We start from the raw sequence: 22,348 nt of genomic DNA, 5'->3' as shown, positions 1-22,348 counted from the left end.
ACCAATTGGGCAAGACAGTTTCATCGTCGTTACGTAAGGACTCACGTCCAGGCCGCTTAAGCACAGGACCGGCTTGCCGATACCCCGATCATGCCAGTAAGCGCCCCCACCTCCCCTTTTCTCACGCTATTTCACCTTATCCCGGATGCCATTAAGAAAAATGTCATCCTGGACTTGGCAGATCCACATCGAGATGCCCTCGCCTCCTTTCTCATGCCCAAACCGCATCATCCTGGCCAATTTCATTCAGTAGGCACAGGCTTCTACGTTGTATGGCCGGAAAATCCAGACGTAGTGAGGCTCATCACTGCCGCTCACGTGTTTGAGGAGTTTAGCTTCGAGGTAGGGCACGTCACCATTGGCAAACTACGCATCGCACTTGGCGATGTGGGCCAACGAAATCTCGACGTAAGCCGCGATATAGCCGTATGGTCAATCCCGGCATCGCATTTTTTAAGTTACGGCATCACCAACGTCGAAGGCTTCTCACTATGGAATCCTCGCGCAGCCCGTGACAAATTTATCCGTACAGAGTCTTTCGTAATTATGGGCTACCCCGCATCGCGGAATAAGGTGTTGGATTTTCGCCAAGGCAAAGAACCAGACCGACAGATCTTGGGCATGGCGCTTCACACACCGCCCGAACTTACAGACCCCGGCGTCCTGCGCTTTGCCTACTCTGGTGAAGTCTTGACAGAGTCGTGGGCACCGACTAACCACAACGCACCGCGCCTGCAAGGAATGAGTGGCTCTCCTTGCCTTCGTATCGTGGTGGATCGCGCATCAGGCGACATCGGACTTGTGCTGGCCGGCGTTTTTACCGAGCGCAACAAAACTGAGCACACGTTGTCGGCCGGCTGGTTTGGTGACCCGTGGCAGGTGCCACCGGCTTGATGCTTCAAAGCAAAACTTCGTTCAACGCTCGCTTTCTAGCACCATGCGCGGCCGAGCCGAGACCGATTTATTGCGGCTCAATCTTCTTAAGAAGGTCATCCTTCTGACTGACCGGCAGCTGATCAAATGCCAAGATCATACGTGCGAGCCGATCATCATGAGCAAAGAAGTAGGCGGCGGGCACCTCAAGCACATCCGCCAATCGATTCACGGTGGCCAGATCGGGCTTGTGAACACCAAGCTCGTAACGATTCACACGTGTGCTAGCCACAAAAGGGTCCAGTCCTGCAAGAATGCCTAGCTGCTTTTGAGACAGCTCCCTTCTCTCGCGGGCCCACTTTAGGCGGTGCTGGAAGATCGCCTGGATATCGGGCTCACGGGGCATGACACGAACTCGCTGCTTGATGCCTACGAGATTCGTAACTTTGCCTTGCGCGCGATACTACGAGTTTCGTAGTATTTCCGCAAGCCGCGCCGGCGCTCACCCGGGCTTCTCTATATATGCCAGTGTTACTCGTATTTGGCGAAGACAGCGAGATCCCTCTCCCGATAGAAGAGAGCGTCCGGGAGGCATGGGAGCTTCAGCTTGACCGAGCCTCGCATGCGGGTTCAATGGATGCGCTAAGAGTGCGCCTAGCACTCTGCTTTGGTCGCAGCCTAGAAGAATGTCTAGACATCGACCTCAAGCCGCCCACGGAAGCTCAGGTGCGTTACGCCACGGTAATCACACGAGAATTGGGTTTATCACTCAACTCTGATGTGCTTCGGTACCGTGGTGCCATGTCCGAATTCATTACGCGGTACTCAGACGCGTTCAAAAGCAGACGCCAACGAGCAAGCGAGCATGATTAGATATCCGAGAGGACTTCGATCGAGAAGCGGTTTCACGACGCTAGATTTCTAGCGCCCGGAACTTTCATGCACGCATGAGTCCAACGGTTTTGGGGCGGTCGCGGAAAGTGTAAAAATTATTGGAAGAACCATGACTACAATGGCAATGGGAACTCGAATCCTCCATGTAACTCGCCGCCACTTATGCATGATTTGATGCGAGGATACGCCATGTTGCAGCGCGTCGTCACTGACGCACGCTGAAACCAACCGAGTCTTTTCTGGAAGGAGCGACGCGAGGTACCAGAGTAGGAAATTTAAGAAGAAGACAACTACAGTCAAAAATGAAGCAAAAAGCCCAGCAAAAGTTCTTTCAAGCAGACCCCACGCGCCAGGAAAGGACAGCGCTAACAGCTGACCAATAAGAATGCCTAACATTAGAGACCCGGCAACAAAAGTATTTTGGAATAGATACTTAGCCAACCAAGCAATGCGTAGACATCGAGGCAGCAAGAGTGCGAGCCCAAACACAATTGCCGCTAACGAGCCCGTTATGTTCCACAAGTGCGGGCCCAGGCCTTCCGGGATTGCAGTTTCAACATACTGGAAGTACCCCAACGAAGCCCACTTCGTACTGACATACACCAAAAAAGCAGTAGGCAAGGACCACGAAAAAAATAGAGTCAGCCCGTTGCGGATCGCCTCGATAGGAAGAAAATCAAAGCGGTTAAACTCGGCAAAATGCCTTACAGAAAATGCCCTAACGCTAACGCAAACGCGAGCCAAGAAAGTATTCAAGATGGCACCATGTTGACCAGTTCGACCTGGTGATCGGCTACCTGCCAGATTTCTTTACCTGTGGGCATCGACAGGGACGCTGCCGTAACTGTCGCCTGACACTGCTAAGCAGTATTTGGCGATCAAAATATTTCGACCAGCACAAAGGTCGATGAATCGCGGCCTTTGTCGCGAGGGCGTCATAGCCGATTGTTCTTGGAAGATCGTCCTCACCACCTACTCATTTGCCAAGGCCAGAACACGCAGCGCCTCTCGATCGACTACCAGGAGAACGGTGTACACCGGCGGGCCAGGTTCCATTTGTGGCTCGGGAGCTGGTAACGCAGGATCGATGAGCTCCAGAGGCCGCATTCATCTGGTCAGATGGGCGATTTGAGATCCGGGTGATCGGACTGCCCTCAAATCATGTCACTTTTCCCCGATCATCCCGGTAACAGTGTCATCTTTTCACCGAATGGGTTCCTGGGCAGGCCCTTTGATTTTATAACATATTGATTATTATGTATAAATCTATTGATCAAGGCGGATGACAAGTTCAAGGGAAAGACGACAACTCCCTTGCCCACGGATCGCCTGCATGTGCCGTCACGCCGGCCGGTCGGGTTATCCCAATACTCAAGATGGCTCGGCTGCCAAGGCCCATGGACCGGATGGCGCATGCGCGGCAACACAGTCAAAGGCCCGCACGCGAGTGGGATTTCAGCCGTCATCAACCGCAACTCTCCGTCGCCACGGTGATCGTTTTATAACACCTGTCTGTCTATCCAACGTAAACATCACATCAAGGCGCCGTGGAGTATTTATGAAAACCCATGGTCGCCTAGATCGGTGGATTATCTATCTACCACGTCTGAGCTGCATCGCCCCTTCAAAGTCCACTATTTCCTGTAGGCGATGAGAGATTAGTAAATCAGGAAAAATTCAATTTACTAAATAATCTCGATCTTCCTTGTCTTCTACAGGATAGAGTCGCATGCGTGATGAAAGTATCGGTATAGCCTTATTAGTGGTGATAAATACAATGCTGGCTGCCGATTTTAAGGCTGGCCAAAATTGCGTGCAGCTTCGACGTCTGTTTGAATTTTTAGCCGCGGGAGCATGTGATGAAAACTCCAGAATTTTTGAAGGATAAAGAACCTTCTTGTGTGTTAGTCCAAGGAGCAGCTTCGAGTCAAGAGAAAATAGCTGGCATCCAAGGCATTTCATATTTCGATGGAATTTCCACTCACACCGTTGGAGCAAAGGGGCTCTGCATGCATGTTGTGTCGTTCCCGCCTGGCGTTAAGGCGCTCGCTCATGTTCATGACGGCCATGAGTCAGCGGTCTATGTGCTGAGCGGCGCCGTGGAGCAACGATACGGAGATCGACTGCAAAGAAGCCACACAGCCAAGGCCGGCGACTTTTTTTACATTCCGGCGGGCGCACCTCACGCGCAGCGCAATATCAGTGACAAAGAGCCCGCTGTTGTCATTGTCGCTCGGACTGATCCGAATGAGCAGGAAAGCGTCGTTCTTCGCCCCGATTTGGATGCCTTGTTGAATTGGGATGAGAAAGCCATCTGAACAACGACACACGAGATCGATATGAAATCCCGGGATCGGACCCACCCTGCCCTCAGCGAGCAACGCACCATTGATGATGCATTACGCGCTGAGCTTATAGCCGATCTTGCCCCCATTTTTAGGGGGCAACTGATCGGCCCGGAAAGCCCTGAGTACGAAGCCGCCTGCGCAGTATGGAACGCCATGGTAAACAAGCGCCCGAGCCTGATCGCCCGATGCACCTGTTCGGAGGATGTGGTCGCGGTGATAAATGCTGCTCGCGTCCACCGATTGGCGTTATCCGTCCGCGGCGGGGGGCACTCGGTGTCGGGCCAAGCGCTCTGCGACGGCGGCGTGACCATCGACATGAGCGGCATGCGTCGCGTCACGGTAGATGTTGAACGTCGGTTGGTCCATGCCGAGGCAGGCTGCCTGCTAAGTGATGTCGACGAGGCTACGGCGAGCCACGCACTGATCGTGCCGGCTGGAGTCATGTCTGAAACCGGCATTGCCGGCCTGGCCCTGGGTGGCGGCATAGGCTGGCTCGCCCGCAAGTACGGCCTGACTTGCGACCAGTTCGAGTCCTTGGAAGTAGTGCTGGCCAGCGGAGACATCGTCATCGCTTCGGCGACTCATCATCCCGACCTGTATTGGGCTCTAAGAGGCGGCGGCGGTAACTTTGGAGTAGTCACACGATTCACGTTTCGAGCCCACGTTTTCGGGCCGATGATGCGCGTCGGCGTAGCCCTATATGAACCAGAAGATGCTGCCGAAGCGTTACGCGGCTACGCGTCGCTCTTTCCTTCGCTTGGCCGCGATGTGGGCTGGCATGTCGCGTTCAAACGTCACATGCCGGCCCTACCGTTCGTGCCATCAGAACTCGTCGGAAAACGATTATTAATGCTGATCGCCATGTGGCTCGGCGATGCCAATGATCATGACGGTGTGGCGCTTGTTGAACGCCTCGGCGAAGTTGGTCGGCCATGCGCGAAGTCCGCAGCGGTGCTACCGTTTGCGGGCACTGTCCAACGCCTCATCGACGAAGAGTTCGCCAATGGTCACCGTTACTACACCAAGGAAGCGCATATTTCGAAGTTAACTAACGAGGCGATCGATATCCTCGTTGACTTCTGGAAAACGATGCCGATGTGCGGTGAAATCGAGATCATCGCCTTGGGTGGGGCAATTGGCGACGTTGCAGAAGACGAAAGCGCGTTCTCGAACCGGCAGTACCCAATGTGGTTGGTTCTCGGCATGAAGTGGGATGACCCACGTGATGATCTGAACTATATCCATAGAACCCGAAAAATCCTCAGCACCCTTGCGCCATGGATCGGCAAGGGGATTTACGTCAATCTGCTTAATTTCGACGAGATGGATCGAGTGGTTGAAGCTTTTGGCGGCCCAGAGAAGTACGCCCGACTTGGGCAAGTTAAAGAGCAGTATGACCCGCACAACTTCTTTCGTGTGAACTACAACATCGCACCCCATCCTGGCGGGCTATAGCTGCATCCTGGCTCGGTACCGACGAACTAGCAGCGCCAGAGTGTGCCTCGATCAATGGGCGCCAAACCATCGCGCCATGGCATTGGCAGCCTCATCAAGTTCTGGCGCGGCATCGGTGGCCCAGGCAACGACGCCATCGGGCCGCACAAGGATGGCCTTTAAGCCCAGTTGGTCTTTTGTGTCGCTGGCGATATAAGTGACTCCCCTGCTCCATCGAGTCGGCAGCATTTTTAGTGCTTCGCTCGCCTCGAAATCAATGAGTAGGCCGTTTCCTGTTCGAAGCCATTCGCCCACTCTAGTGCCATCGGAAAACTCGAAATCAGGAACGCTTCGCCCAACCAGAGGATGCGCTGCGCCAAGGTCGTAGCGCAGCGATACGCCCCATACGCGCTCGGCAAAATAGGTCGCGCCATCGCGCGTATCTATCAGGTCGCGAATGATCGCTCCGAGTGCACGCGAGCTCTTACCCGGCCGCATGATGGCGACCTGTGCGCGTGACCAATCCAGGATACTGGCCCCGACCGGCTGACGTTCGCTTTGATAAGTATCGAGCAAACTCTCAGGTGCATCGCCACGCACGATGGCAGCGAGTTTCCAGCCAAGGTTCATCGCATCGCCCAACCCCAGGTTGAGACCCTGACCACCCAGTGGTGAATGAATATGCGCGGCATCGCCGGCAAGCAGCACGCGGCCGTTGCGGTAGGCGCTGACCTGATAGGCCCGATCGGTCCAGGTGGTGGCAAGCTTCAGAGCGGAAACAACGATCTCGCTGCCCGAGACCCGGCGCAACACCGCCTGCACATGTTCGAGCGTGATCGGCGCGATGCGATGGTTGGCGCCTCCATCGAACTCGACCATCGCAATCGTTCCGGGCGATGCAAAGGTGTACATGCCGCTGTCCGTGTAATGGCGGCCGGGTTGTAACGGGTGGGGTTCAGCCAGTTCCACGTCCACGGAGTAACCGGTGAACTCAGGATCAGTCCCCGTAAACGCGAAACCGCCAGCCTTGCGAACCACGCTGCGACCACCATCGCAACCCACAAGCCAACGCGCCTGAAAGGTGTCTTCGCCGGTGAAAACGGTGACCCCGTCATCTGAAGATTCGAAACGTTCGACGCTCACGCCGCGCCGGATGTCCGTCCCCAACTGGATCGCGCGACGGGCAAGCACGGATTCGAACGACTCCAGCTCGACCACCATCGTCGAGTCGGCTGGATTGGGCAAGCGGTATGGCCATGCCGACTCGTCGACTGCATCCTGAAAAAACTGGATACCCGCGAAATGGCCGCCGGGGCCGCGTGACTGGTTCATCCAATGTGCGCCCCCACTACGGGCTGCCCCCTCTTTCGGCGGTGACGATGAAGCGATGTCGCTCAGCAGACCACGACGATAGAGGGCTTCCATGGTGGGTATCGATAAGCCACGCATGCCAAAGGGCAAGCGTTTCAGGGGCGTTCGAGGGTCTGAGGATTTCTCCAATACCAGAACGGACAGGCCGGCAAGACGCAATTCGCATGCGAGGAACAGGCCGACCGGACCGGCTCCGGCAATCACGACGTCATGGATCATGGGAATGTCTTCTCGATAGGTCAGGCGTTGGGGTCATCGCCACTCTAGTGAAAATATTACACTCAGTGTAAAATAAATGCCATGACTCGCAGCGACATCCCCCAGGACAGCCTCCGCTCCCGCAAGAAAGCGGAGACCCGGCAACGTATCTCGAACATCGCCACTCGCCTTTTCGTCGAACGAGGCTTTGAAAACGTCTCGGTTGACGACATCGCGCGTGAAGCCGAGGTCGCGCGAAAGACGGTGTTCAATTACTTCCCTCGCAAGGAAGACCTGGTCTTCGATCGCGAAGACGAATTGCGCGATCTGGTTCGGCGATCCCTGGCCGAGCGTGGCAAGCAATCTCCGGTGCATGCGTTTGAGGCGCTGATGCTTACGTTGCTGAGAGAGGATCATCCACTCTTCAGAATGTCCGAGCGGCCTGTCCAGTTTTGGCGAACGGTTGCACAAAGCCCGGCGCTTACGATTCGCGCACGCGAACTGCAGGGAACACTCGCCGACGATCTCGCTGACATGCTTGCTGACGCCGTCGAAAGGCCGACGCCGGATTCCGATGCCCGCCTTGCAGCCACCATGCTCATGGGCACCTTGGTGGTGGCGTATGGCGAGGCGCTTGCCGACTTTCGTAAAGGCCGAAAACCCAAGCTGGCGTTTGAGCGCGTAATGGAACGCGGCTTCGCTGGCGTCAACGTTGCGCTAGCAGGAACACCGTATATTTAGTGGACGTTTCGAGTACGCGCCGCTCAAGCAAACGTATACGCACCTCACACGACACAGCTCCTCCCTATTCCCGCTCTCATTGCGCCCTTCTGCGATGCAGCAAGCATCACACCGCAAAAGCGGGTTACAGTGGATCACAGGCATTGATCGCTCAGCATTCGGACACTGCGTCCATCGGGTCATTGACCTTTTTTTTGAGATTTAATTTAGATCGATCTAAACCCAGGAATCACGCAGGTCCGCAGGGGAGCACAAGCCACGCGGCAGTGTGTGCTGCTGGGCGTATTTGCGGATGCATTTAGACAAGACATGGCCATCTAGACGGCTCCATGCCTGCACGTTTTCGAGCCGGATCACCGCCCACAGTCCGGTCTTGGAATAGTGGGAGAGATATGACCTCCCTCCCCTTCGTGGGTATCTGTGAGGAGCGCTTCCGATCATGAATCTCGAAGCAATACGCATACGAATGAGGACACTGCTGGCCGCAGCCGGCCTGGCGGCGCTGATTGCCGCCTTTCCTGCGGCAGCGGCCGATCAAGCAGCTAGTTCACGAACCGATGGTCCGACAGCCGTCGCACGTGCCCGGGTGGCAGCGGACGTATTGATGAGTTCCTACGACCCGGACAAGGCCTGGTTTCCGTCCAGTTGGTGGAACTCGGCCGTCGCCCTGCAAACCATTGGCGACTACATGCAACGCACTGGCGATCGCCGCTATCTCGCCCAGTTGAACAACACGTTCGAAAAAGACAAAGGCGTGTTCCCTGCCGGCGTATTGTCGGGCGATCCTCTGCTGGGCAACTTCACCAGCCGGGCCATCGACGACACCGAATGGTGGGGCCTGACCTGGCTGCAGGCCTATGACCTGACCAGAGACCCGAAGTACTTGGCGATGGCGGTCACTATCGCCAACTACGTGAATGGCTACTGGGACACCAGCACCTGCGGCGGCGGTGTCTGGTGGAACGCCGAGCGCACGTACAAGAACGCCGTCACCAACGGCTTGTGGATCCGGCTCACCGCCGAGCTGCACAACCGGATACCTGGCGACACGCTGTGGCTGGCTCGCTCGCGCACCGCATGGGACTGGTTTCAGGGCAGCGGCATGATCAACGCCAACGGTCTGGTCAACGACGGCCTCACCGATACCTGCACCAACAACGGCCAGAACGTATGGACCTACAACCAGGGCATGGCGATAGGCGCCGGCCTGGAATTATGGCGTGCCACCAGGGATCCGCACATCCTGGCGAGCGTGCAACGACTGGCCGATGCCGCCATGAGTTCGAGCGCCTTGGTCACCGATGGCGTCCTGACCGAAACCTGTGATGCCACGGACCAGACCTGCGACGACAACGGCAAGCAGTTCAAGGGCATCTTCATGCGCTACTGGACCGACCTTGTCGATACCACTCACGATCGTCAGTACGCAGCGTTCCTCGATCAGCAAGCCGAGAGCATCTGGAGCAACGATCGCGACGCCGCCGGCCGACTCGGCACGCGCTGGTCCGGTGCCACCACCGACGATCACCCCAATGTGTTCGACTGGCGCACCCAGGCCAGCGCGCTCAGCGCCTTGATTGGCGACATACCCACCAGGACACCGCTGGAGTCGCTGGCCGCGACCATGTCGCCGGCGCAACCGGTGATCATGCCGACCGCCTCGGGCGTCACAACGATCGCTATCGATCTCGGCGTATCGGCCACCGGATTCTTCCCGCTGCAAACGCTTGCCTCCATCGATGCACCCGCTGGATGGAGCGTCTCACCACGAGCCACCTTGGTGCGCCTGCAGCCGCACGGCAACGCGACGCCGGTCAGCGACACCATTCCGCTGAGCGTCGCCGTGCCAAGCCTGGCAACGGATGGACACCACATGGTCACCGCGAACCTGATGGCAGCAGGACTGCATTTCACTACTCAGGCTGACGTGCTGGTCGCGCACAAGATCGACTTCGATACGGGCACCGTCAACGAAACTCCGTGGCTGTTCGATCCCGATGGCTCGCAAAGCAACGGTGTGCAGAACCGTTTCGCCGACGGCAATGCGCACTTCACCTATCGGTTCCCCTTCCCCGCCGACACCACCTCGGCGCAAGTCACCCTGACCATCGACGCCGAATTCCTGGTGCAGGTCAGCACCGACAACGCACACTGGACGACCGTGCTGCAGGAGAACCAGCCCGTCACCGACGGTTCGAACAAAGCCGACCGCAGCATCGACCTGACACCGTACCTTGGCGCCGCCACGAATGGGGCGAAGCCGGTTTACCTGAAGGTGTCCGACTCCTTCCCCAACGATGGTTGGGGTGGGCGCGTTTATCACGTCACGGCAAATATCGTCCAATAGCGCTATCGATGTCTCCGCCCTCAATTATTCGAGGGCGGAGACACCGGGACGGGGGACATCGCCACGTAAGGCGCCTGCACGAAAGCGCTGCTGTATGCGATCGAGATACAGGTGGATGACCGGCGTGAGATACAAGGTGAGTACCTGCGAGACAAGCAGACCGCCGACTACGGCCAACCCCAAAGGCCTCCGCGATTCCGCCCCCGCACCGGCGCCCACTGCAATAGGCAAGGTGCCGGCAAACGCCGCCATCGTTGTCATCATGATGGGCCGGAAGCGCGCCGCGCAGGCTTCGACAATCGCATCAGCCGATGACAGTCCTCCCTCGCGCTGACGAACCAGTGCGAAGTCGATCATCATGATCGCATTCTTCTTCACGATACCGATCAACATCACGATACCGACAAAGCCGAACAAGTCGAGCGGCTTATGAAACAGCAGAAGCGTCAGCAACGCGCCGACCGCCGCCGCGGGTAGGCCCGAAAGAATAGTCAACGGATGAATAAAGTTCTCATAGAGAATGCCCAGTACCACGTAGATAACCAGCACGGCCAGCAGCAATAGCAAACCCATACCCTGCATAGACTGCTGAAACGCCTGGGCCGTCCCCTGAAAACTGCCGCCGACGCTCGCGGGCAAGCCAATATGATCCAGCGCGCCGTGAATGGCTTTCACGGCATCGCTCAAGCTGACGCCTGGTGCCAGGCCGAAGGAAACGGTCACCGCGGGCAATTCACCTTGATGGTTGACCGTAAGCACCTGCGCCTTGCGCACAAAGCTGGCCAACGTACTCAATGGAATCAACTTGCCATTGTTTGAGGTGACGTAGATCTTCGACAGTACGGACGGGTCGTTTTGCAGCTTGCGCTCGACCTCCATCACCACCCAGTACTGGGTGGCCGTGCCGTAAATGGTGGATATCTGGTTCTGCCCGAACGAAGCCCCCAGGGCGGACTGCACCTGCGCCATGGTCAAGCCCAGCGGCCCAAGCTTGGAACGGTCCACCTCGACCGCTACGGCCGCGCTGTTGAGGTTCAAGTCGTTGGCAACATCCTGAAAACCGGGCAACGCCGCAAAGGCGGCAGTCACTTTACTGGACCACGCATACAGCGTGTTGAGATCGAGCGATTGCAGCGTGTACTGGTACTGCGACTTGGAACGCAGGCCACCGATTTGAATCAGCGGCGGATTGATGATGTAAGCGCGCATGCCAACCACCTTGGCAAACTTTGGTCGGAGCTCCTGAATGACCTCTTCCGGCGTAAGTTTGCGCTCGCTGGCCGGCTTCAACCTCAACAATATGTCGCCATCGTTGATCGTCGACCCTCCCGCTTCGATGGATGACATATAGGCATCGATGTTCGGATCGTTGCCTGCGATCTCGGCCAGCTGCTGCTGGCGTGTCACCATGCCGCCAAAGGAAACGTCCTGCGGGCCTTCCGTCACTACGCGCAACTGGCCGCTGTCGCCGGCGGGGATGAAGTCCTTGGGAACGTCGTAGAACAACCATGCCGTACAGAGCAGGCTCAAAGCAAACATGCCCAGCACCCATCGTGGCCGCGCAAGGCACCAGTTCAAGCTGCGGATATATGCCTCCCGCATGGCGGCAAAACCACGATCGGACGCCACGATCCATCGGTGACCATGCTCCGGCGAATGCGCCCTGATGAACCGGCTGCATAACATAGGGGTCAGCGTCATGGCGACCAGACCTGAGATCAGAATCGCTACGCTGATGGTTACCGCAAACTCGTGAAACAGGCGTCCGACAATCCCCTCCATGAACATCACCGGGATAAATACCGCGATCAATGACAAGGTCATCGAAAATATCGTAAAGCCAATATCGCGCGCCCCCTTGATGGAGGCGTCGTACGGCGGCAGGCCGGCCTCGATATGACGCACGATGTTTTCGAGCATCACGATGGTGTCATCGACCACAAAACCAACGGCCAGCGTCAGTGCCAACAGCGTGAGGTTGTCCAGGCTGTAGCCAAGTACATACATCGCGCCGATGCTGCCCGCGATGGAAATCGGCAAGACGGCAGCGGCGATCAATGTTGCCGAGAGGTTACCGAGAAACAGGTAGATCACAAGCACGACGAGTATGCCGGCCAACAGCAGCGTGAACTGCACATCAGCTACGGAAGCTCGAATGGTTTGCGATCGATCGTAAAGCACGGACAGTTTCGCGGACGGCGGCAGGCTTGCGATAAAGCCGGGAAGCACTGCCTTGATATGCTCGATCATATCGACGGTATTGGCACCCGGCTGGCGCTGGATGGCGAGCAGCACCGAGCGATCATGGTTATACCAGCTCGCCAATTGGTCGTTCTGCACGCTGTCCCTGGCTTCGCCGATATCTCCCAGACGGACGGGCGCCCCGTTGCGATAAGCCACCACGACATCGTTATACGGCGCCGCGCGCAGGAGCTGGCCGTCGTTTCGCACGACAAACTGCTGGCTGTCACCGTAGAGCGTCCCGGTAGCCTGATTCACATTGGCATCCGCAACGGCCTTCTGCACCTGGTCAAGGCCAATACCTGCAAGCGCCAACCGGTCGGGATCGACACTGATGCGCACGGCGTATTTGGCCGAGCCATAAACGTGCACCTCGGCAACGCCGTCGATCGTGGACAGCCGCTGCGCCAATCGAGTCTCCGCGTACTCATCCAATTGTGCCGGCGGCAGCGTGGACGAGGTCATGGCCAGGAGCAGCACCGGTGCGGCAGCGGGGTTCACCTTTCGAAAGACCGGCGGCGCGGGCATGTCCTTGGGTAGCTGCAATTGCGCCGCGGAAAGAGCCGACTGCACATCCTGGGCGGCGGCATCGATATTGCGGCCCAGATCGAAGGTAAGCGTAATGGTCGAGGTACCCAACGAACTGGACGAGTTCATCGAACTTACCCCGCTGATGGTCGAGAGCTGCGATTCCAACGGCGTCGCTACCGCCGAGGCCATGGTCTCGGGTGCTGCGCCCGGCAGGCTCGCACTGATGCGAATGGTGGGGTAATCAACGTTCGGCAGCTCGCTTACCGCCAACCTGGGATAAGCAACGATGCCGAAGATCACCAGCGCCGCCATCAGCAGCGTCGTCATAACGGGGCGACGAATGCACAGTTCCGATAGATTCACAGGTGCGATCTCATACGCCGTCCGACGCGTGCACGGCAGTACCGTCGGTCAATAGCAATTGACCATCCGTCACCACGCGTTCGCCGGCCTGCAAGCCTTTGTTGATGATGATTCGCCCTGCACTGCCCGGCCCGGCGGCCAGATAGCGTTGATGCGCTTTACCGTCGACACCCACCACAAACACAAAGTCGCCCTTGTCCGAGCTCTGTAGTGCGGACGCTGGCACGCTCACCACATGATTGAGTCGACGGGTGGGCAGCTTTACCTGCAGGAACTGGCCCGGAGTGAGGCGGTCATCGCCATTCTCGAAACGGCCCTTGAGCACGATCGTGCCGGTCGTTGGATCTACCGTGTTGTCGATGAAATCCAACATTCCTTGCAATGCCACACTCCCGTCGCCGGGCAGTTGTGCCTGTATGGGGACACTGCCTTGCGCCTGCGCTTGGCGAACGGCATCCAGGCTCCCCTCGGGGAGGCTGAAAGTCACCCGGATCGGCTCGATCTGGTTCAGAACGACGATGTCGGTCGCGTTGGCGCTCACCTGGGCGCCAGGCCATACCTGTGGCAGGCCGGCAACGCCATCGAACGGCGCTACGATATGCACGTAACTCAGCTGAAGCCTGGCCAGCTCCAGCGCGGCGATACTACCTTGAAGGCTGGCATGGCTGACCTCCACGTTCGCCTTGTAGGTATCGTAGTCGGTACGCGACACAAAGCCCTTGGCCAGAACCTTCGCGTAACGCTGTAGATCGGCCTGCGCTTTGTCGAGCTTCGCCTGGTCGCTGGCTACGTTTGCGCGTGCCTGATCAATTTGTGCCCTGAACGGCAGCGGATCGATCTGCGCCAGCAACTCACCCCTGTGTACTTTCGCACCCGGCTTGAATCCCAGCGATTCAAGTTGGCCGGAGACGCGGGCGCGAACGTTCACTGTCGACCAGGCCTCCGTACGGGCGACCACGGTCAATGAAAGATCGATGTCATCGAGCGTGGCGACAGCGATCTTGACGGGTACACCGGCATCTACCGTACGAGCCACCGTGCTGGCCGATCGGTCGCCTCCCACGAAACGGATGCCGATGATGAGCGCGGCCAGGGCGGTGGCGATGTATATGCTCTTTTTCCAGTGCATAGAAATGACCGTTCGGCGTTGTGGCGGAAAAGGCAATCGTTGCAGGAGAGGCTTCAAACACGACATACGATTCCGTCGCGACTTGTCACGACTGAAGGGAGCCTCGAATAATCTCAGTTTTAATTCTCGTCATCCCGGCGCAGGCCGGGACCCAGTGGCATCGGTTTTCAGTTGTCGCGATAAAGCCGGCTTTGCATGTGCTCGCGACAACCCATCACAAAGCCACTGGGTTCCGGCCTGCGCCGGAATGACGAATAGGAGGGGTTTCTCGAGGTTTCAATAGATCAGTGCTACGAAGCCCGCCCCACCGAATGTGCTCCAGCCGCACCGCTTTTCACCAACGCAATCCAGGCATCGACGCGCTCTTCAAGTACATCCAGTGGCAAGGCGCCGCTACCGAGAATCTGATCGTGGAACGCGCGAATATCGAAACGATCGCCGAGCGATTTCCGTGCCCGCTCACGCAACTCGACCATCTTCAACTGGCCGACCTTATAGGCGAGTGCCTGACCGGGCCAAGTGATGTATCGATCCGTCTCGGCCTGAATATCCGGTTCGTCCTGGCCGGAATGAGCGTGGAGGTAATCCACCATTTGCTGGCGTGTCCAATGCTTGTAGTGCACCCCGGTATCCACCACCAGACGGTCGGCACGCAGCAGTTCGCCAGAGAGCCGGCCATAGTCGGACAAGGGGTCTTTGTAAAATCCCATCTCTTTGCCAAGGCCCTCGACATACAGCGCCCAGCCCTCGATGTAAGCGGTATAGGCCGCCTGCTGGCGGAACGGCGGCAAACCCGGCAACGTCTGCGCGATCGAGAACTGCAGATGATGCCCTGGGATACCCTCGTGGTAGGCAATGGATTCGATCTCCATCGTCGTGCGATGGGTGAAGTCACCCGTATTCACATAAAGCTGCGCAGGCCGCGAACCATCCGGCGTCCCCTGTTGATACGATGCGGGTGGCGACTGCTTTTCGCGATAGCTCTCGAACGGCACGACCTTGAGCTTCGTTTCAGGCAGCAAATCGAACCACTTGGGCAGCGCCGGCTCCATGCCCGCAATATATACGCGATACCGATCGAGTAGATCCTCGGGCGAACGGGGATGCATCTTGGGATCGTTCTTGAGCGCATTTCTAAAACTGGCCAGATCCTGATAACCCAGGGACCTGGCGATCACCGTCATGTCCCCCTCGATACGCGCAACCTCCGCCAGACCGAGTCGATAGATGCTCTCCGGACTTGCCGTCGTTGTCGTCTGCTGTTCGATGCGGAAACGATAGATGACATCCCCATGGGGCAGCTGCCAGATGCCAGGCTCGCTTCGTCCACGCGGGGCGTACTCTTGCGCGACGAACTTGCCCAGTTTTAAGTATGCCGGTCGCACATCGTTGTCGATGGCCGCGATGATGGCGTCATGCAGACGCTTGCGATCTTGCGGCGACACGCTGTCCGGAAACTGTCTCAACGGGCCGGCGAACGTGTTGTCCTCGCCGGCAGGCTTGGCGATGCTATCGATCTGTGTCAGCACCTTTTCCAACACGAACTTCGGAGGCATCAGGCCATCCTTCAGGCCTTGTCGTGCCGTCTCGATGGTCTGCTCAAACACAACCGGTATCGCCTTCAGGCGAGCAAGATAGTCCTCGTACTGCCTGGTCGTGTTGAAGGGCATCGAGCTTATAAGACTGGGTAGCTGAACCTGCACGCCACTCATCTGATCCAGCGGCATTTCGTACAACTTCAAATCGACGCTGCGCAGATCTTCCTTGAGCTGACGCACCATCAGCGCCTGACTGAGCTTCGCCTCGCCCGGAAAACCCGTGGTATCGATGGCATCGAAGCGCTTGAGGAAGTCTTCCGTGACTTTGCGCTCGCTCTGCACATGCGCCAGCGAGGCGTCCGTCCAGCGATCGTTGTAGCGCAGGTCTCCAAGCACCGTAGCCGACTCGGGATTGGCTTCCAGCTGGTGCTCCCACTGCTCTGCCAGCAATGCATCGAGCGACTTCAAACGCGTCGATACATCGACGGGCCGCGCCGAAACTCCGCAAACGACGGAGCCCAGCAAGAGAGCCATCATCGACCATCGTTCTATTTTCATCGTATCCCCGTCCCGTGATGTACGTTCGGATCGTTGGCCGCACGCGTCCCCACGCGGGCTGCAAACCGCCCACGTATCCTCGTGCAAATCGGCTTTGTCAGACCTGGGTCAAACTCTTGAAAGCGATTCCCAGCGTGTGTAATGCATTGCGCGAACGACGATCATTGAGGGCCGTATACATCACGGCTTCCTGGGTCGGTAACGGCGGCAATGACAGTGCCGGACCGATATCGATCGTGCCTGCGGGTGCCGCTCGTCGCGCCAATACCGCGACAGCCAGTCCCGCCGAAGCGGCCGCACCCACGACAGACGACCCCTTGCCCACGAAGACCTCGGTCCAGGCAATGCCTGCCTGATCGAGCGCATTCACCGCTCCCGCCCGAATGCTGCACGACTCGCCTTGCGTGGACAGCGGCAACGGCTGCCCCGCTCGCAACTCCCAATCGACCGCAGCCACCCAGGCGAACGATTCGGTGAACAGCACCTCGCCCTGGCGCCGTTGTTCGGCGGGCTGAAGCACCAACGCTGCGTCCAGCGCTCCCGCTTCGTAGGCCTGGCTGACCTCGCGCGACCCTGCCACGCGCAGCTCGATCACCAGGTTCGGATCGTGTTCGTTCATGCGCCGCAGCAGGACAGGCAGTTCGCCACCGATCAGTTGGTGACTGATGCCGATGATCAGGCGCCGTTGCTCCACATCAAATGAGGCGATGGCCCGATCGTGTGCGCCCACCAGCTCACGGGCAGCGACAAGAAACGCCGCGCCTTCGGCAGATAGGCGCACCTGCCTTGGCGTGCGCTCGAGCAGGCGTCGACCCAGATGTTCCTCCAGGCGCCGCAACTTGGTGCTGACAGCAGATTGCGTGCTGTCGAGCGCTTCGGCGGCGCGTGTAAAACTCTGCAGGTCGGCAGTCAGCACGAATGCCTTGACCGCCTCGAGATCGAGCTTCTTCATGGTGGGTTTCTTTGGCAGAAGAATGCACCTGACACATGGGGATGTGTCAGGGATACGTTTGCCGGAGCATGCCCGCCTTGCCTCAATTCGATGCCTTCGGCTTGCGAAATTTCAGCACGAACTGATCGGTATGCCCGCGGATTTCCGGAGCAAATATAATCTTTTCGTGCGCGTCCTGTGCATTGCCAAGCAGGTCGCTTCGAGCCTCCAGCACAAACCCTGCCGCCTTTGCCTGCGCAATCACCTGATCGGGATCCATCCGATGAAGCGTCTTTGAGACCTGCGCGTCAGAGCCCGCCTTGGCAACGTGGTCGATAACCATATAGATCCCACCGGGCTTCAACGCCTTGAAAGCAGCGCGATCCATTTTCTCCGTTACTTCGGGGCCGCTTTCGCCAGCCACCGCAAAGACACTGACGCCACCATAGACGTCGTGATAATTCTGCGCGGTCCAGATGACGTCGAGCGGCTCGTCCGCACCCAGTTGATCGTAAGGACGAATGACGAGCGTTGTATTGCCGTATGCGGGATCAGCGATCAATGCCTTGATATCGTCGACCTTCTTCGGAGCACCGGCCGCCAGACTCGACGGTACGACGGCATAGACATGGCCCTGGGGGCCGACGACCTTGCTGAAGATTCGTGTGAAGTAGCCTCCACCCGGCATCACGTCGGCCACCTTGTCACCGGGTTTGATGCCTGCAAAGGCGACCAGTTCGGCTGGCTTGCGATCCGCGTCGCGCTTGGTATCGGCCTCCGGCCGCGAATGGTCGGCCACGGCCGCCGATACATAGGCAGGCAGCCCTTGCATGTCGGCATGTGCCAACGTCACTGTTCCAAGCAAGAGCACGCTGCACATCAGGAACTTGTTCATGGATCGTATTGCTCCGAAAGAAAGAACCGGGAGTGGTCGTACCGTTCAAGTCATACGTTCAAATGGCCACCCGGCGCCAAACCACCACGCCGCGAGCGCCTTCAGCCGAGCCACTGCTCGGCTTGTCCACGGAATAAGTCAGCAAATCACCCTGGAGGACGAATGTCGTATTGCCGTCCCTGTTATCCCAGTTCGGATAGGACGCATGCGTGATGTGTGTGTGCAGTCGGGCGCCATCGACGCTTACCCACCCGTAATGCGCATGTGAGCCCAACGATGCCGCGCGGTATTCGTCGGGCGTGCCCTTGGATTTGTCGTTGGCGGCGAATGGCTCCCGCTCGGCCCGAACCATCTGCATCATGTAATGGCCCTGGGCGTCGATGAGCCACAGCCCCTGGGGATTCGATCCATAAAGCTCTACCAGGCGGCCATCCGGATAGACATTGTCGCAACGGATCAGCACCCAGGTACCGACCAGCCACGCCGGCACACGACCTGCCGCAACGCCTGAATTTTCATTAGATAAATCAGAGCGTTGCACTGACTTTTCAAAGGCGTTTGTATCGGCATGGACACGGCAAGGCAATACCAGCGCCAATCCGCAAAGCGCGAGAATCGTGCCGTATCGATGCATGGGAACGCCTTAATTCGGGGATGGGGTGAGCTGAGCCTAGCCGGCCACCACACATCATTAAATCCACCCCGGGCATATTTCAGTCATTGCAAAACGATATGACTGACGCTGATGTTGCGCCGCCGCAATCACTGACGCTTGCACGAACTTCTCGCCACAACGAGTGCCGTGGCGAGAAAGGAAGCAACGTGCGGAGTGCTACCACCGATACGACAGACCCAGGTACATCTGCCGGTCCGGTGTCGCATTGTTCAAACCCATGTTGGCGCCCAGGTCCAGCTGAAGGTTCGGGTTAACCGCGTAGATGAAGGCGATATCACCTGACTCCTGCTTCACGTGACCGGAGGGGTCGCGATTGTCCTGGCGCCAGTACTCCACCGCCATGGACAGTTTGCTCGTCAGCGGATGGGCGATGTTGACCAGGTTGGTCACGGAAAGGTGGCGGCCGCGCCCGTCCGCATCGGCCAGTGCGTCAAGCTCCGGTCCAACGGTCAAGGTGAATCCGCCACCGACGACCGCGCTCATGGGCAGTGCGATGCCACCTTCCCAGCGATCATTGCCTATGCCGTGCGATGCCGTGGGAGCCTTGACGAAGGGAATGATCGAGGCACTGAACACAACTCCGCTGTAGAGATTCGTTTTCAGTCGCACATACAGGTCACCGGCACCGTTCGTGGTGGTGCGGCCGCCATCGGCCTTCGTGCGCACGCGTATCGCGGGCGCCCAATTCACTTCGATGTCGGTGCGGCTAGTGATGCCGTACTTGAGATACGGATTGAGGAAGTACAACGTATCGGTGCTGCCGCCATCGTGCGCATCGTGAGTAGCGTTACCGATATCCGTTTCCAACTGCCACATGCCCTCGGGCACCGTGCAGGGGGCGTTGGCCTTGGTCGGACGGTCGGTACAGATCGGTGGTGCGTCGTCGGCGTGGGCAGCGAATGTCGATACGGCGGCGAGCAATGCAAGGTGCAGAACAGCGATGGAACGAAGGTTCATGGTCAAGCCTTTGGATCAAGGATGACCATGCATGCTAGGCACCGGCGTCTATGGACGGCGCCGTATTCCTTGAAGCGGTATCAAGGTGCCATCAAGACGGTTCGGCGATACCCGCCAGCCGATATCCCACCTGCAATTCAGTCACCAGGTGGCGCGGACGCGCGGGCTGGTCTTCCAGCTTGAGCCTCAGGTTGGCCATATAAACGCGCACGTAGTGCGCGCGCGTGGCATAGCCAGGCCCCCATACGTCGATCAGCAACTGACGATGGGTCAATACCTTGCCCTGTCCGCGCACCAGTGCTGCCAGTAGACGAAATTCGATGGGCGTGAGGTGTACCTCTTCGCCGCGCCGCCACACTTCGTGCGTGGCAAGGTTTACCTCGATATCGCCGAAACGCACGCGTGCGCTGGCCTGGCTTCGATCGCCCGCGAGACTGGCACGGCGCAATTGCGCGCGCACACGCGCCACCAGTTCCGGTACGCCGAAAGGCTTGACCAAGTAGTCGTCGGCACCCGCTTCCAGTGCAGCCACTTTTTCCGCTTCGCTATCGCGAGCGGACAGCACGATGATCGGCGCCGATGACCAACCGCGCACCTCGCGAATTACCGCCTTGCCGTCATCGTCGGGCAACCCGAGATCCAGCACGATCAGATCGGGCTGGCGGCTGGCGGCATCGATACGCGCTCGCAGCGCGTCACCGGCCTCGAACACGGTCATCTCCTCGCGCTCCAGGGCGAGGCGAAGAAAGCGGCGGATGTCCGCTTCGTCTTCCACTACCAGAATACGTGGCTTGCTCATGCGGGATCTTCCAGATCGATCGTCGGCGGCTCACCAGCCGGCAGGATGATTTCGAAACGCGCGCCATGCGGCTCGCGCCGCGATGCCGAAATGCTGCCACCATGCGCCTCGACGATACGTCGCGACAATGCCAGGCCCAGACCCACACCGGGGACGGCCGATTCGCGCGCGCCGCGGACAAACTCGGCGAACAGCGCATGGGTGTCGATGCCCGCCGGAAAACCCGGGCCGTTGTCTTCGACACGAAGGATCACGTGCGTACCGGTGCGATCGCCGCGGATGTAGAGCGTGGCATCGTCGGGCGTGTACTTTGTGGCGTTGTCGAAGAGGTTCACCAACACGCGCTCAAACAAGGTGGCATCCAGCTCGACCAGCGGGATCTCGGGCGAGATGTCGAGCACGACGCGTCGCCTGCCAAGGTGCATGGAGGCCAGCGCGGAGCCGACAAGTTCGTCCAGGGCATGCCATTGCAAGTCCAGGCGCACACCTTCGCCTTGCAGGCGCGCGGCATCCAGCAGGTTCGCCACCTGGCGTTGCATGCGGTCGGCCTGGTTCATGATGGCCTGCGCTACGTCGCTCTCGTCCAGCATGCCGGCCATGCCACGAATCGCAGTCAAAGGCGTGCGCAGGTCGTGCGAAACCGCAGATAGCAACGCGTTGCGCAAACGCTCGCCTTCCATGCGTAGCTGAGTCTCGTGCGCCACCTCGACGAAATGCACGCGCTCGATCGCTAGCGCAATCAGCGACTGGAACGCTCGCAACAGGCCAACCTGCTCCGCGTCCAGCGGCTGGGTGGCGCTCCGTTCGAGCATAAGCACACCGCGCGTCCGCAACGGTGTCGTCAATGGCAGATAGATGGCATCGTTCGCTGGCAGGGTCTCGGTGCCCCGACCCGCGGGGCGTCCTTCTTCAAGGACCCACTGGGCGATGCCTCGATCACCGATTCCATCGGCTGCCATGCGCTCGTCACGGCCAGGCAGCAGCAGCGTGGCCTTGCCATCGAACAACGGACCGATACGCGCGGCGCACACATCGGCGATGTCTTCATTGCGCACAGCGACGGACAGATCGGTGGCCACGGCCGCCAACGCGCTTGCCCGGCGCTCGCCAGCAGCGGCGCCTACGGCCTCGGCACGCAGACGCGCGGCCAGTTGGCCAGTCACCAGGGCCACCACCAGCATCAGCAAGAACGTGAACAGGTACTGCGTATCGGAGACGTGGAACGACCACACCGGCGGCACGAAGAAAAAATCGAAACTGCCCACGGCCACGATGGCTGCCAGGGCGCCGGCGGCGCGGCCCCAACGCAGGGCCACCAGCATCACCGTGAGCAGGAACACCATGACCACGTTCGACAAGTCGAAAACGCGCAACAGCATGGCCGCGATGCCGGTGGTCGTGGCGCAGGCGGCCACGGCGTAGGCCAGCACGCGATATCGGAATGGACGCGATGGTACCTGTGCGGGGTGCGGGATCATCATTGGCCATGATAGCCGTCCCTCGCGGGAGCGGCTATCGGCAAGA

Annotated in this window: 17 protein-coding genes; 6 read left to right on the top strand and 11 right to left on the bottom strand. The window is 58.7% G+C overall.

The window, feature by feature from the left end:
- Positions 1-90 precede the first annotated feature (90 nt).
- Positions 91-894, top strand: coding sequence for a hypothetical protein (locus ACZ6WW_RS06795; RefSeq protein WP_465273520.1), 804 nt, complete (start codon positions 91-93; stop codon positions 892-894).
- A 67-nt stretch (positions 895-961) separates the two neighbouring features.
- Here ACZ6WW_RS06795 and ACZ6WW_RS06790 read toward each other — a convergent pair whose 3' ends face one another.
- Positions 962-1,279 carry a helix-turn-helix domain-containing protein gene (locus ACZ6WW_RS06790; RefSeq protein WP_465273519.1) on the bottom strand — a complete coding sequence of 106 codons (318 nt, stop codon included), beginning with the start codon at positions 1,277-1,279 and terminating at the stop codon, positions 962-964.
- 2,217 nt (positions 1,280-3,496) lie between these two features.
- Between ACZ6WW_RS06790 and ACZ6WW_RS06785 the strand changes: the two genes are divergently transcribed.
- From ACZ6WW_RS06785 to ACZ6WW_RS06775, 3 genes are read left to right on the top strand one after another with little or no spacing between them, the layout of a single operon-like run.
- On the top strand, positions 3,497-3,655 hold the full coding sequence (locus ACZ6WW_RS06785) for a hypothetical protein (protein ID WP_465273518.1): 159 nt from the start codon (positions 3,497-3,499) through the stop codon (positions 3,653-3,655).
- Positions 3,627-4,085, top strand: a complete 459-nt coding sequence (locus ACZ6WW_RS06780) for a cupin domain-containing protein (RefSeq protein ID WP_465273517.1) — start codon at positions 3,627-3,629, stop codon at positions 4,083-4,085. The genes ACZ6WW_RS06785 and ACZ6WW_RS06780 overlap by 29 nt, the downstream gene beginning before the upstream one ends.
- 21 nt (positions 4,086-4,106) lie before the next feature.
- Positions 4,107-5,570 carry an FAD-binding oxidoreductase gene (locus ACZ6WW_RS06775; RefSeq protein ID WP_465273516.1) on the top strand — a complete coding sequence of 488 codons (1,464 nt, stop codon included), beginning with the start codon at positions 4,107-4,109 and terminating at the stop codon, positions 5,568-5,570.
- Positions 5,571-5,621: 51 nt separating this feature from the next.
- On the opposite strand, the gene ACZ6WW_RS06770 is transcribed toward ACZ6WW_RS06775, so the two are convergent.
- Complete coding sequence (locus ACZ6WW_RS06770; protein WP_465273515.1) at positions 5,622-7,139, bottom strand: FAD-dependent monooxygenase; 1,518 nt, start codon at positions 7,137-7,139, stop codon at positions 5,622-5,624.
- 81 nt (positions 7,140-7,220) lie between these two features.
- Here ACZ6WW_RS06770 and ACZ6WW_RS06765 point away from each other — a divergent pair, with 81 nt between their 5' ends.
- A complete protein-coding gene (locus ACZ6WW_RS06765; protein WP_465273514.1) occupies positions 7,221-7,859 on the top strand; it encodes a TetR/AcrR family transcriptional regulator in 639 nt (212 codons plus the stop codon).
- 439 nt (positions 7,860-8,298) lie between these two features.
- Positions 8,299-10,206 (top strand): glycoside hydrolase family 76 protein, encoded by a 1,908-nt coding sequence (locus ACZ6WW_RS06760; RefSeq protein ID WP_465273513.1) that lies wholly within the window; start codon positions 8,299-8,301, stop codon positions 10,204-10,206.
- A 24-nt stretch (positions 10,207-10,230) separates the two neighbouring features.
- On the opposite strand, the gene ACZ6WW_RS06755 is transcribed toward ACZ6WW_RS06760, so the two are convergent.
- From ACZ6WW_RS06755 to ACZ6WW_RS06715, 9 genes are all read right to left on the bottom strand, one after another.
- Positions 10,231-13,341, bottom strand: coding sequence for an efflux RND transporter permease subunit (locus tag ACZ6WW_RS06755; protein WP_465273512.1), 3,111 nt, complete (start codon positions 13,339-13,341; stop codon positions 10,231-10,233).
- Positions 13,342-13,351: 10 nt separating this feature from the next.
- Positions 13,352-14,470 carry an efflux RND transporter periplasmic adaptor subunit gene (locus ACZ6WW_RS06750; protein ID WP_465273511.1) on the bottom strand — a complete coding sequence of 373 codons (1,119 nt, stop codon included), beginning with the start codon at positions 14,468-14,470 and terminating at the stop codon, positions 13,352-13,354.
- Between the two features lie 290 nt (positions 14,471-14,760).
- Positions 14,761-16,545 carry a DUF885 domain-containing protein gene (locus tag ACZ6WW_RS06745; protein ID WP_465273510.1) on the bottom strand — a complete coding sequence of 595 codons (1,785 nt, stop codon included), beginning with the start codon at positions 16,543-16,545 and terminating at the stop codon, positions 14,761-14,763.
- 118 nt (positions 16,546-16,663) lie between these two features.
- Complete coding sequence (locus ACZ6WW_RS06740; protein WP_281848648.1) at positions 16,664-17,518, bottom strand: LysR family transcriptional regulator; 855 nt, start codon at positions 17,516-17,518, stop codon at positions 16,664-16,666.
- Positions 17,519-17,600: 82 nt separating this feature from the next.
- Entirely contained in the window at positions 17,601-18,392 is a 792-nt protein-coding gene (locus tag ACZ6WW_RS06735) for a class I SAM-dependent methyltransferase (RefSeq protein ID WP_465273509.1), read from the bottom strand.
- A 58-nt stretch (positions 18,393-18,450) separates the two neighbouring features.
- Entirely contained in the window at positions 18,451-19,026 is a 576-nt protein-coding gene (locus tag ACZ6WW_RS06730) for a lipocalin-like domain-containing protein (protein WP_465273508.1), read from the bottom strand.
- Positions 19,027-19,224: 198 nt separating this feature from the next.
- Positions 19,225-20,025, bottom strand: a complete 801-nt coding sequence (locus ACZ6WW_RS06725) for a transporter (RefSeq protein WP_465273507.1) — start codon at positions 20,023-20,025, stop codon at positions 19,225-19,227.
- Between the two features lie 91 nt (positions 20,026-20,116).
- Complete coding sequence (locus tag ACZ6WW_RS06720) at positions 20,117-20,824, bottom strand: response regulator (protein WP_465273506.1); 708 nt, start codon at positions 20,822-20,824, stop codon at positions 20,117-20,119.
- Positions 20,821-22,305 (bottom strand): DUF4118 domain-containing protein, encoded by a 1,485-nt coding sequence (locus ACZ6WW_RS06715; RefSeq protein WP_465273505.1) that lies wholly within the window; start codon positions 22,303-22,305, stop codon positions 20,821-20,823. The genes ACZ6WW_RS06720 and ACZ6WW_RS06715 overlap by 4 nt, the downstream gene beginning before the upstream one ends.
- Positions 22,306-22,348: the final 43 nt, after the last annotated feature.

The sequence above is a fragment of the Dyella sp. NPDC103356 genome (assembly GCF_055584465.1).
This window is presented reverse-complemented; position numbering and strand designations above follow the sequence as displayed.